11 protein-coding genes are annotated in these 11,131 nt (G+C 64.0%); 8 read left to right on the plus strand and 3 right to left on the minus strand.

The features are described from left to right. Positions 1-78: 78 nt before the first annotated feature. The 6 genes from BMI87_RS16050 (at position 79) to tnpB (BMI87_RS16075) (ending at position 5,895) form a co-directional block, all read left to right on the plus strand. The gene (locus BMI87_RS16050; protein ID WP_078522622.1) at positions 79-1,908 is read left to right on the plus strand and encodes a DUF294 nucleotidyltransferase-like domain-containing protein; all 1,830 of its coding nucleotides are present in this window, start codon (positions 79-81) and stop codon (positions 1,906-1,908) included. Between the two features lie 9 nt (positions 1,909-1,917). Next, on the plus strand, positions 1,918-2,454 hold the full coding sequence (locus BMI87_RS16055; protein ID WP_078522623.1) for a hypothetical protein: 537 nt from the start codon (positions 1,918-1,920) through the stop codon (positions 2,452-2,454). 4 nt (positions 2,455-2,458) lie between these two features. After that, positions 2,459-2,848, plus strand: coding sequence for a response regulator transcription factor (locus BMI87_RS16060; protein WP_078522624.1), 390 nt, complete (start codon positions 2,459-2,461; stop codon positions 2,846-2,848). Next, complete coding sequence (locus BMI87_RS16065) at positions 2,848-4,944, plus strand: exonuclease domain-containing protein (RefSeq protein ID WP_078522625.1); 2,097 nt, start codon at positions 2,848-2,850, stop codon at positions 4,942-4,944. The genes BMI87_RS16060 and BMI87_RS16065 overlap by 1 nt, the downstream gene beginning before the upstream one ends. Before the next feature lie 253 nt (positions 4,945-5,197). Further along, on the plus strand, positions 5,198-5,635 hold the full coding sequence (locus BMI87_RS22200; protein ID WP_146681631.1) for a transposase: 438 nt from the start codon (positions 5,198-5,200) through the stop codon (positions 5,633-5,635). Further along, a complete protein-coding gene (gene tnpB, locus BMI87_RS16075; protein WP_078522626.1) occupies positions 5,632-5,895 on the plus strand; it encodes an IS66 family insertion sequence element accessory protein TnpB in 264 nt (87 codons plus the stop codon). Before BMI87_RS22200 ends, tnpB (BMI87_RS16075) begins: the two co-directional genes overlap by 4 nt. 222 nt (positions 5,896-6,117) lie before the next feature. Here tnpB (BMI87_RS16075) and BMI87_RS16080 read toward each other — a convergent pair whose 3' ends face one another. Further along, the gene (locus BMI87_RS16080; RefSeq protein ID WP_078522627.1) at positions 6,118-7,146 is read right to left on the minus strand and encodes an IS110 family transposase; all 1,029 of its coding nucleotides are present in this window, start codon (positions 7,144-7,146) and stop codon (positions 6,118-6,120) included. Positions 7,147-7,186: 40 nt separating this feature from the next. On the opposite strand from BMI87_RS16080, the gene tnpB (BMI87_RS23035) reads away from it, so the two are divergent. Together tnpB (BMI87_RS23035) and BMI87_RS16085 are read left to right on the plus strand one after the other, a co-directional pair. Next, positions 7,187-7,375 (plus strand): IS66 family insertion sequence element accessory protein TnpB, encoded by a 189-nt coding sequence (gene tnpB, locus BMI87_RS23035; protein WP_168175226.1) that lies wholly within the window; start codon positions 7,187-7,189, stop codon positions 7,373-7,375. A 71-nt stretch (positions 7,376-7,446) separates the two neighbouring features. Further along, positions 7,447-9,012, plus strand: coding sequence for an IS66 family transposase (locus BMI87_RS16085; RefSeq protein ID WP_078522641.1), 1,566 nt, complete (start codon positions 7,447-7,449; stop codon positions 9,010-9,012). A gap of 90 nt (positions 9,013-9,102) precedes the next feature. On the opposite strand, the gene BMI87_RS16090 is transcribed toward BMI87_RS16085, so the two are convergent. Next, complete coding sequence (locus BMI87_RS16090) at positions 9,103-9,627, minus strand: hypothetical protein (protein ID WP_146681632.1); 525 nt, start codon at positions 9,625-9,627, stop codon at positions 9,103-9,105. Continuing rightward, complete coding sequence (locus tag BMI87_RS16095) at positions 9,614-10,903, minus strand: plasmid recombination protein (RefSeq protein WP_078522629.1); 1,290 nt, start codon at positions 10,901-10,903, stop codon at positions 9,614-9,616. Before BMI87_RS16095 ends, BMI87_RS16090 begins: the two co-directional genes overlap by 14 nt. Positions 10,904-11,131: the final 228 nt, after the last annotated feature.

Genomic DNA, 11,131 nt, shown 5'->3' on the forward strand with positions numbered 1-11,131 from the left:
CGGGGTTCGCCTCGTCCCGACCTCTGAATCTTCGGCAGGCGCCCCTCGGGGCGCCGCCACCACCCAAAGGACAAGATCATGGCCGCCGATCTGACCCCGATCCTCGCATTTCTCGAAGGCGTCCATCCTTACGACAATCTGTCGCGCAACGAGCTGGAGCACCTCGCCAGTTCCTTCCGCCGTAGAGAATTGCCCGCGAATGAGACCGTCTATTCCTATCGCGAGCCGCTCAAGGGCATCTACCTGATCAAGCGCGGAGCGGTCGAAGTGACCGATCAGAACGGGGCGCTGGTCTCGATCCTCGGCGCGCGCAACACCTTTGGCGAGCGCGGGCTGATGCGCGACGGTCTGGCCGCGACCACGGCGCGCACCACTGCCGAGACCGTGCTGCTGGAGCTGCCGGTCGAAGAGTTCCGAGAGCTGTCGCAAAACACCCCCGCCTTCGCGCGCTTCTTCAACCGCGTGCGCGGCGGCGAGACCCGCACCAATTCCATCGCGACGATGAAGATCGCCGATCTTCTGGCGCAGGAGCCGATGGGCTGCGCGCCCGAGACCACCGTCACCGAAGCCGCGCGGCAGATGCGCGATGCGCATATTTCCTCGCTCGGCGTGACCGATTCCGAGGGCGGGCTGGTGGGCATCGTCACGGTGCGCGACCTGTCGAACAAGGTTCTGGCCGAAGGCCGCGCGCCCGATACGCCCGTGGGCGAGGTGATGACCCCCGATCCGGTGACGCTGACCCCCGAAGGGCTGGGCACCGACCTTCTGCATGTCATGCTGGAAAAGCGCGTCGGCCACCTGCCGATCACCGATCGCGGGCGCTTCGTGGGCATGATCACCCAGACCGATCTGACCCGCTTTCAGGCGGTCAGCTCGGCCGTGCTGATCCGCGATGTGGCGGGCGCCGAGACCGTGCCGGAGATGGCCGCCGTCACCGCGCGCATCCCGCAGCTTCTGGTGCAACTCGTGGGCGGGCATCACGCGCATGAGGTCATCACCCGGCTGATCACCGATGTCGCAGATGCGGTTACGCGCCGCCTGCTGAAGATGGCCGAGGAGGCGCTGGGGCCGCCGCCTGTGCCCTATCTGTGGCTCGCCTGCGGCTCGCAGGGGCGGCAGGAGCAGACCGGGGTGTCCGATCAGGACAATTGCCTGATCCTCGACGACGCCGTGACCGAAGCGGATATGGAATATTTCCGCCAGCTCGCGAAGATCGTCTCGGACGGGCTGGATGCTTGCGGTTACGTCTATTGCCCCGGCGACATGATGGCGACGAACCCGCGTTGGTGTCAGCCGGTCCGCGTCTGGCGCGACTATTTCCGCGGCTGGATCGCCAAGCCCAACCCCGAGGCGCAGATGCTCGCCTCGGTGATGTTCGATCTGCGCGCGATCGGCGGCAACGGGGCGGGGCTGTTCCAGCAGTTGCAGGAAGAGACCCTGGCGAAGGCGTCGAAGAACTCGATCTTCGTGGCCCATATGATCGCCAACAGCCTCAAGCATCACCCGCCGCTCGGCCTGATCCGGGGCTTCGCCACGATCCGCTCGGGCGAGCATCGCAACCATATCGACATGAAGCATAACGGCGTGGTCCCGGTGACCGATCTGGCGCGCATCTACGCGCTGCAGGGCCGCCTTCCGGAGGTGAACACCCGCGCCCGTCTGATCGAGGCCGAACATGCCGGCGTGCTGAGCCATTCCGGCGCGCGTGATCTGGTCGAGGCCTATGATCTGATCGCGTCGATGCGGCTGGAGAACCAGGCGCATCTCGCGCGCTCGGGGCGCAAGCCCGACAATTATCTTGCACCCTCGGACCTGTCCGATTTCGAACGCTCGCATCTGCGCGACGCCTTCGTGGTGGTGCGCACCATGCAATCGGCCGCCGGTCACGGCAAAGGCGCGATGAGCTGAGGAGAGCTTATGACGAACGACTTCATCTCGACCCTTGCTGCGGGCCTGCTGGCCGCCCTCGTGGTCTTCCTGCTCTCGCATCTGAGCAAGAGGTTCCGCGGCGAGAAGCTGCCGAAATGGGCGATGCCCGCAGCCATCGGGGCGGCGCTGATCGGCTATACGGTCTGGAGCGAGTATTCGTGGTTTCCCAATATGCGCTCCGAGATGCCCGATACGGTCGTCGTGCTGCAGCCGATCGACGAAAGCGTGCCGTGGCGGCCTTGGACCTATCTGGTGCCGATGGTCACGCGTTTCATGGCGGTCGATGCGGGCAAGGTGGAGCATCCGGTGGCGGGCAAGCCGGAGCTGGCCGAGACGGATCTGCTGCTGATCGGACGCTGGCAGAATTTGCAGACGGTGCCGACGGTCTATGACTGCAAGACCGACAGCCGCGCCGATCTGGTGAACGGGGCCACGCTGACGAAAGACGGAGAGCTGTCGGGCGGCGGTTGGCTGAAACTCACGCCCGACGACCCGGGGCTGAAAGCGGTATGCGCAGGAGGATGAGACCATGCCGGGGGGGAGGAAACATCGCGTCCTGATCGTGGAGGATGAGGACAATATCGCCATCGCGCTCGACTATCTGATGAGCCGCGAGGGGTTCGAGCATGACCGGATCGACACCGGGCGCGGCGCGCTGGAGAAAATCCGCGAGACCCGCCCCGATCTGGTGCTCCTCGACGTGATGCTGCCCGAGGTCTCGGGCTACGAGATCTGCGAGGGCGTGCGCGCCGACAAGGGCCTCGGCGATGTGAAAATCCTGATGATGACCGCGCGCGGCTCCGCGATGGAGCGCCGCAAGGGCCTCGCGCTCGGTGCTGACGGGTTCATCGCCAAACCCTTCGAGCTGCGCGAGTTGCGCGAGGAGGTCCACCGCATCCTCGACGGGGAGACGGCCTGATGGACCTCACCCGGCTTTCCCTGCGCACCCGGGTGTTTCTGTTCTTCGCCGCCTTGGCGCTCGGCAATCTGGTGGCGCTGGTGGCGGGGCTGTGGTTCGGCTTCACCCGGCTTGGCGACCCTGAGCTTCTGAATGCGATGGTGATCGGCGGCGCTGTCGCGGGCTTCGTGATCCTCGGGTTGATCGCCTGGATCTGGTTTCTGTTCGACGAGAACGTGGCCAAGCCGATCGAGCGGCTCTCGGGGATGCTGCGCGCCCGCACCACGGCCGAAATCGAGGGCGAGATGGATGCCGATATCGCGCGTTATCTGGGCGATCTGGCCCCCGCCGCGGCCTCGGTCACGCGTCACTTGTCGGAAACCCGTAACGCCCTGACCGAAGCCGTGCAGCGCGAGACGACGCGGCTCGCGCAGGAAAAGGAACGGCTCGAGGCGCTCTTGTCGGATGTGCCGGTGGGTGTGCTGCTCTGCACCGCCGATCATCAGCTGGCCTTCTATAATGGGCAGGCGGTGGAGTTGTTGGGCTCTGCCCATGCGCCGGGGCTGGATCGGCGCGTCTTCGACTATCTCAACCAGCCGCCCATCGCCCATGCCTATGACCGGCTTCTGGCGACGGAAGACCCGGATGCGGCCTCGGACCTGCTGTGTTCGACCAAGGCGGAGGGCCGGGTGCTCGCCGCGCGCATGCGGTTGCTGTCGGAGGGCGAGGATCACCATCTGAGCGCGCGCCCGGGCTATGTGCTGACGCTGCGCGATGTCTCGGGCGACATGGCCTCTCATGCGCAGCGCGAGCAGCTGATGGACGAGCTGTTCGACCGCATCCGCCGCCCTGCCGCAGCCCTGCAATCGCTGATCGGGGTGCTGACCGCCGATGACGGCCCCGCGCCGGGCCCTGAGCGGGATCGGGTTCGCGAGGCCGCCAATTCCGAGGCGCATCACCTCTCCGCCGCGATCCACGAATTCTTCGAGCGCCACGAGGCGAACCGCGCCGATTGGTGGCCGCTGGCGATGATCCGCGCCTCCGATCTGGGGCAGGCGGTGGCCGCGCGGGTGACCGCCGAGGGCGGGGCGATCCTGCCGGTCACGGCGGGGCTGATGCTGCGCTGCGAAGGCTTCGAGATGGTGGCCCTGCTGGCAGGTCTGGTGCGCAAGCTGACGGGGCGCCGCGACTTCCGGCTGGAGATCACCGAGGACGGCCCCGGCGCGCTGATCGCGCTGGAATGGGAAGGCGCGCCGGTGCCGATTGCGGAGCTGGAAGGCTGGCTCGATCAGCCGCTCGATGTCGGGCTGGAGGACGTCACCGGGCATCGCGTGCTGACCACCCATGCCGCCGAAATCTGGCCCGAGAAGCTGGGCGACACGCGGGCGCGGCTCTGCATCCCGCTGCGCGAGGCGCGCCATGTCACCAAGCGCCCGAAGCCGGTGCCGCGCGCGGTGGTCTATGATTTCGACCTGCTCTCGCGCGAGCGCGTGGCCGAAATCGCCGACACGCCGCTGACCGATCTGACCTATGTCGTCTTCGACACCGAGACGACCGGCCTGCTGCCCACCGAGGGCGACGAGATCGTGCAGATTGCCGCCGTGCGCATCGTCAACGGGCGGCGGATCGATACCGAGGTCTTTGACACGCTCGTCGATCCCAAACGCCCGATCCCGCCCGGCTCGACCGAGGTGCACGGCATCTCGAACGCGATGGTCGAAGGGGCGCCGGACATTGCGCAGGTGGGGCGCGATTTCCACCGCTTCGCCGAGGGGGCGGTGCTGATCGCGCATAACGCGCCTTTCGACATGGAATTCCTGCATCGCAAGGAGGTGGCGATCGGCGAACGGTTCGATCACCCGATCCTCGACACTGTGCTGCTGTCGGCGGTGGTGTTCGGGCAATCCGAGAGCCACACGCTCGACGCGCTGACCCACCGGCTCGGCATCACCATCCCCGAGGAAGCGCGCCACACCGCGATTGGCGACACGGTCGCGACGGCGGATGCCTTCCTGAAGATGCTCCCGGCGCTGCAGGCGCGAGGCTTGCGGACCTTCGGCGAATTGGTGGCCGAGCTTCGTAAGCACGGGCGACTGATCAAGGATCTGAACGGGTAGGGGGCGCTGCCCCCGTCGCCGTAGGGCGACAAGACTTAAGGGAGAGGGGGCCTAGCCCGACCGATAGTTGTCAGCCGAGTGCCTCTGCGGTGCTCAATTGGCTGATCGCACCGGACTGCGCCGGTGCATTTCGATCGCTGCCCAGCCAATGAGTAGCCCGTGATAAGTAAGCGCTTTGCCGATCCCCTCCTGCCGCTCTGGGATCATCTGTGGGCGTCCTGTGCGGAGATGAGGCACAGGAGAGGACGGCAAAATGGACGGCTCTTTAGACGGCTCAGCGGACGGTTACGCGGGCAGGATCGATATTTACGAGGGCCGGTCGGGTCGGCGAATGCGGAGCGAGGCGGAACGGGCTCGGATCGCGGCGGAAAGCATGGCGCCCGGAGCGAAGGTCTCCGATGTGGCGCGTCGGCACGCAGTGACCCGCTGGCAGGTCTATGACTGGCGCAAGAAGCTGAAGGCTGGCGCGCTGGCGCTGCCTGCGGAGACAGCTGACGAACCGATGTTCGCAGCGCTTGTCCTGGAACCGGAGCGGGGCGGGCCTGAATCCAGCCCGAAAGGGTGCGGCAGTGCGATCAAACCCGGCAGGATCGAGATGATGGTCGACGGTGTGACCCTGCATGTGCCGCCGGATATCGACGACGCGCAATTAACCCGAATGATCCGCGCGATCCGGGCAGCATCGCAATGATCTCGCCGACTGATGGGCTGCGCGTCTATGTGGCCACGCGCCCGACCGATTTCCGAAAGGGCATGGATGGTCTGGCGCTGTTGGTTCAGGAGACGATGGAGCTCGATCCGTTCAGCGGCGCGGCCTTTGTATTCCGCGCCAAGCGCGCGGACCGCATCAAGGTGCTGGTCTGGGACCAGACCGGAATCGTGCTGATCCACAAGCGCCTTCTGTGGTTGCCGCCTGTGATGCAAGAAGTTTCTGACCCTATTGGCATGTGATCGAGTGCGGTCTTCTGTCAGGCCTCGTTTTGCGGCATTTCCAGAAGCCGCGGGCCGGGATGGTGATCAGCGGATCGGGTCCTAATCTGGAAGCCGAGCTCTATCGCTCTGCCGCTTGTCCTGGTTTTCCCAATCCGGATCTGTTCGATCGTTTTGCCCATTCGGTTCGTCGTCTTCTCACACTCCCCATCGCACCGGCATTGACTGGTTACGACACGATATTCATGCCACTGCTGCCAGTGCCGGATCCCTGTAATCCTCATTTTTCATCAGCATCGCCCAGATCTGCCGCGCCATCTTATTAGCCAATGCGATCGCGACCAGCATCTTCGGCTTGCGCGCCATCATCCGGCCAAGCCAACCGTCCGCCGGGATCTTGTGGCGCGCGCGGCCCATGATCCTTGTCATTGCCCCGATGATCAGAAGCCGCCGAATGTCCGTCTGACCGGCCTTCGATATTCGCCCCAGGCGCGCCTTACCGCCCGAAGAGTGCTGACGTGGCACGAGCCCCAGCCAGGCCGCGAAATCTCGGCCACACTTGAATTGCGCCATTTGGGGTGCAAAGGCCTCGACCGCGAGCGCCGTCAGAGGTCCGACCCCAGGCATCGTCTGCAGCCGGCGCGCCGTGTGGGTCGCCGCCGCCAGTTCTTTCAGGGACTTGGTCTTCGCGTTGATCCTGTCGGTCTTCTCGGCAATTTGCGCCAGCAGGTCGCGGCATTCCGCGATGATCAGGGCCGGCAGGTCGCAGGCGGAATCTTCAATCAACGCCTCGATCCGCTTGCGATGGCCAATGCCGGCAGGAAACACATGACCATACTCGTAGAGCACCGCGCGCAGCGCGTTCACCAGTTCGGTGCGCTGATAGACGAGGCGCTCACGGCCGCGGAACAGCATCGCCCTGGCTTGCTGATCTTCGGTCTTGGGGGAGACGAACCGCATCTCGGGCTGACGTGCGGCGATAACGATCGCCTCGGCATCGGCGGCATCGTTTTTCTGGCGCTTTACGAAAGGCTTGACGTATTGCGGCGCAATAAGCTTGGCGTCGTGTCCCAGCTTGGCCATCTCGCGCGCCCAGTAGCTGGCGCTGCCGCAAGCCTCGAATACGACATGGCAGGATGGCTGTTCAGCCATGAACTGCCGGAACTGTTCACGCGTCAGCTTCTTACGAAATGTCACATGGCCCGTCATGGTCGCACCGTGAAGTTGAAAAACACGTTTTGCCAAGTCCACCCCGATTATCGTATCTTTCATCTTGCCGTCCTCTCAGTTTCGTGGCTCTCAGACCACCATCTTGGCACATCGCGATGCCGTCTGGGGAGGGCGGCAACCACCCCATCTGGAAGGTACGAAATTCGTCTGGCCCAAGGCGCAGGAGGGTGTGATCAAGATGTCGCCAGCGCAGTTCTCGGCATTGTTCGAAGGTCTCGACTGGCGGCTTGTTCGCCCCGAGCGTGTGCGGCGACCAGACTTGGCGGGGTAGGAGCTGCGGCAGAATGACTCGGGGATGATTTGTCGGTGGCAGGGCGCCGCCCCGTGTGCTTGATCGCAGTCATGACCGACACCGTTCTGGCCGAAGAAAACGCACTTCTGAAAGCCCGCCTCGCCGAGACCGAGGCGGCGCTTGTGGATGCGGTCGAGGCGCAGCGGCGACTGGAAAGCATCGTCAGCGAACTGCGGCGAGAGAAGTTCGGGCGGAGATCCGAGAAGCTCGATGCGGAGCAGTTCAATTTGCCGCTCGAAGATGTCGAACTGGCGCAGGGCGTGCTGGAGGCGGCGCAAGAGAAGGCGCGGCGCGCCCTAAAGGGACAAGGCGCTGCCGAGAGCGGCAGGCCGAACCGCAATCGGGGTCACCTTCCAAACCATCTGCCCCGGATCGAACGGGTCATCGAACCCGAATGCACCCTCTGCCCCTGCGGTTGCGGCGAGATGGCCAAGATCGGCGAGGACGTTTCCGAGCGGCTCGACGTGGTTCCGGCCCAACTCCGTGTGCTTGTCACCCGCCGGCCCAAATATGCCTGCCGGCGCTGCTCCGGCACGGTGACGCAGGCCCACGCCCCGGAACATGTCGTGCCCGGCGGGTTGCCCACAGAGGTCCTGATCGCGCAGGTCATGGTGGCCAAGTTCGGCGATCATCTTCCCTTCTACAGGCAGGCCGAAATCTATACCCGGCAGGGGATCACCCTGGACCGGGCCACGCTCGGCAACTGGGTGGGACGCGCCTGTTTCCACCTGCGTCCGATCGCCGATCACCTGAAGGAACGGCTGAAAGGTGCGGACCGGATCTTCATGGACGAAACAAGAGCACCGGTGCTCGACCCCGGGCGACGGAAGACGAAGACCGGTTACTTCTGGGCCATCGTTGCCGATGATCGGGGGCACGGTGGCGCAGACCCTCCCGTGGTGATGTTCCACTACGCGCCCGGCCGCGGTGCCGTGCATGCACTTCGATTCCTTGAGGGCTATCGCGGGCGGTTCGTGCAATGCGACGGCTATGAAGCCTATGACAAACTCACCCGGATCGACCGGCTTGAGGGCCCATGGACGCTCGTCCATTGCTGGACGCATGCGCGTCGGCGGTTCGTGAAGCGCCTGGAAAAGGATGGGTCGCCGATTGCCGAGGAAGCTCTGCGCCAGATCGCCGAGCTCTATGCCGTCGAAAAATCCGTGCGCGGCCTTGCTCCAGACGCCCGACTTGCTGCCCGGCGCAACCTCTCGGCACCAGTCATCGCCGCTTTCCGTCCCTGGCTCGAGGCACAGCTCTCGCGCATCCCGCGTTCATCCAAGTTGGCCGAGGACATCCGTTACACTCTGGCGCGCTGGCCCAGCCTCACGCGGTTCCTTGAAGACGGCCGTCTGGAGCTGGATACCAACCCGGTGGAGAACCAGATCAGGAAGATCGCCCTGACACGGAAAAACGCGCTCTTCGCGGGGCACGAGGTCGGAGCAGAGAACTGGGCATTGCTCGCGAGCCTGATCGCAAACTGCAAGATGTGCGGCGTCGATCCGGTCAGTTACCTCTCCGACACTTTACGCGCACTGCTCGATGGGCATCCCAAAAGCCGCATCGACGCACTCATGCCCTGGAACTACCAGATCCCGTCAAGCATCGCCGCGTAGGGGATCGGCAAAGCGCTTACCGTGATAACGAGAAAGGGCGCGGAATACACCGCGCCCCCTTCCTTTTCGTGTTGTGCGATCTAAGCCCCGTCAGCCTTCGCTGGCGTTGACCGATTTCCCGGGCACAGCGCTTGCAACGCCTTCGTGGCCAGGGGTGGCGCCAGTCTTTTCGATCCGCTGCGCGATCTCGTCGCGCACAAGGTCTGGGCAGTCAGGATGGTTTGCAATCCGCTTGGCGTTGGCGAGCGTGGCGGTTTCGCTGAACAGGCGGAAAAACTCTTCCGCTTTGGGCGTACCCGCGAGTTGTGCCAGGACGCTCTCGAGGCTTGCGAAGAGCGCTTTGTTCGCGCGGTCATGTTCGCGGTGCTGATCAAGAGCGATCTGCGCAGTGAGGTTCTCCGCGCGGGCTTTCATTTGCCGTTGGCGGTCGGTCATACGGTTCCAGTCGATGACAGGATGTCGGTGTTTCTGTGCCATGTAGTCGAGTCCTTTCGTAGCGGTCTTTGCAGTGTCTGCCTCGCGCCTGTCGCGAGGCTTCTTGGACGCTAATGATGAGGTGGGTTCATCGCGCTGGGCGCGGAAATCGAATTCGCGATCTTTTTCACGTTTTCTCATCAGAGCCCCGATCGACGTCGTCGAACCGGGCGGGCGACAAGCGGCGCCGAAGCGCATTCAGCGGCAACGAAAGCGATCTGCGCGCTTGAGCGAGACGCTGCCGGGCTTTTTCGGGCAGCGTTTTCGCAATCTCGAGAAGCGCAGCGTCCGCCGCCGCAATCTGTGAAAACTCATCCGCGAGTTCGGCACGCGCTTCTTTGCGGGCGCGTTGCCGGAGAACCGCAAGCGCGCGCCCGAATAGGAGCCGCACCGGTGATGTCGTATCGACCTGAGCGTCCTGTCGCGCCGTCTCGTCCGTGTCGGGGACAACATCCACGCGGCCTTCAGCCACGGCCGCCGCGACATCGAGCACGGACTGTGCGTCTTGTTGCTGCTGCGTGACGGTACGCTCTTGATCTGCGAGCGCCGATTTTTCGGCAGCGAGGGTTTCCTCGGCCTTCTTCACCACCTTGTCGCGAGTGGCGAGTTCAATCTCCTTGCTCTCGCGCCATTTTCTTGGGCTGACGTGATCGCGATGTTCTGGCAACGTGACCTCGGTTCCAGGATCGACCGCTCCGTTCGCGCGCGCTTCGCGGACTTTCCTGTTGTGTTTAAGGGCCTCCCGCAGGGCCTGCTTGCGACGCTTGCCGCGCTGGAGCCCAATCGCCGCGAACCATTCACCAACGCTATCTTGCGCTTTCTCGTAACTGCGGATCAGCGGGTGGACCGCTGGCTGCAGCATACGCCGACCATCCACTGTCACTGCGCGGGGAATGATCACGGCGTGGATATGATATGCTGTTTCGTCGAGATCGGCGCGTGCATGAACGCAGTCATCGCCGAAGTTCGTCAAGAGCCACTCCGTGGCCCGAGCCTCGAATTGCATTTCTCGCGTCGGTCCGCTCTCCCCGAAAAACTCGGTAAGATCCTTTTCGAACCACTCTTTGTTTACCGTCAGAATGATTTCGCGCAGCGGACCGTGCCGGGTTGCGCGCCAAGGATCGCGCGGCCCACGGAAAAGCGCATTCTTGAGCTCCGTCTTCCGACGCCGGCGGCGCAGCTGCTCCAGTTCGAGGAGATGGTTCGCGTGGCGCATGTCTTGGATCTCGTCCCACGCATCTTGTGCCCAGGTTTTCGAGCCGATCAGGCGCCGGTTGTGTGCCATGAGAGTGCGTTCGCAATGTCCGTGATCGCCCCCACTGCGCGTCCGGTGCTTTTCATAGCCGGCGAGATTGCGAGGGTGCATGCCTTGCATGCGCATGACGATTGGGTAGTCGGTTTTGGTTGCTGATGACATGGTCGATCTCCGTGTTTGTGAGATCGAGATGGGTTCATGTCATTCAGCGCAAAAATCGCTGTGAATTTCCCCCGGTATCTGCCCGGGAGGTGCTTGCGAGGCGGGTGTCGGGACGGCTAGGCGACTGCGGGAGGCTCGGTCACAAAGGGCGTATTCCGTTGAAAAACTCGCGCTTGATTGCTGGGCGTGGCGCTGATTCAATTCCGACATCAGGTGGGAGGATTGGCG

Origin of the sequence: Thioclava sp. F28-4, assembly GCF_002020045.1 — a bacterium.
In the GTDB taxonomy this organism is placed as follows: domain Bacteria; phylum Pseudomonadota; class Alphaproteobacteria; order Rhodobacterales; family Rhodobacteraceae; genus Thioclava; species Thioclava sediminum.

What these genes read in the sequence shown, in the direction of transcription:
- BMI87_RS16050 (WP_078522622.1), top strand. Translation starts at nt 79, where the DNA reads ATGGCCGCCGATCTGACCCCGATCCTCGCATTTCTCGAAGGCGTCCAT.
- BMI87_RS16055 (WP_078522623.1), top strand. Translation starts at nt 1,918, where the DNA reads ATGACGAACGACTTCATCTCGACCCTTGCTGCGGGCCTGCTGGCCGCC.
- BMI87_RS16060 (WP_078522624.1), top strand. Translation starts at nt 2,459, where the DNA reads ATGCCGGGGGGGAGGAAACATCGCGTCCTGATCGTGGAGGATGAGGAC.
- BMI87_RS16065 (WP_078522625.1), top strand. Translation starts at nt 2,848, where the DNA reads ATGGACCTCACCCGGCTTTCCCTGCGCACCCGGGTGTTTCTGTTCTTC.
- BMI87_RS22200 (WP_146681631.1), top strand. Translation starts at nt 5,198, where the DNA reads ATGGACGGCTCTTTAGACGGCTCAGCGGACGGTTACGCGGGCAGGATC.
- tnpB (WP_078522626.1), top strand. Translation starts at nt 5,632, where the DNA reads ATGATCTCGCCGACTGATGGGCTGCGCGTCTATGTGGCCACGCGCCCG.
- BMI87_RS16080 (WP_078522627.1), bottom strand. Translation starts at nt 7,146, where the DNA reads ATGAAAGATACGATAATCGGGGTGGACTTGGCAAAACGTGTTTTTCAA.
- BMI87_RS16085 (WP_078522641.1), top strand. Translation starts at nt 7,447, where the DNA reads ATGACCGACACCGTTCTGGCCGAAGAAAACGCACTTCTGAAAGCCCGC.
- BMI87_RS16090 (WP_146681632.1), bottom strand. Translation starts at nt 9,627, where the DNA reads ATGAGAAAACGTGAAAAAGATCGCGAATTCGATTTCCGCGCCCAGCGC.
- BMI87_RS16095 (WP_078522629.1), bottom strand. Translation starts at nt 10,903, where the DNA reads ATGTCATCAGCAACCAAAACCGACTACCCAATCGTCATGCGCATGCAA.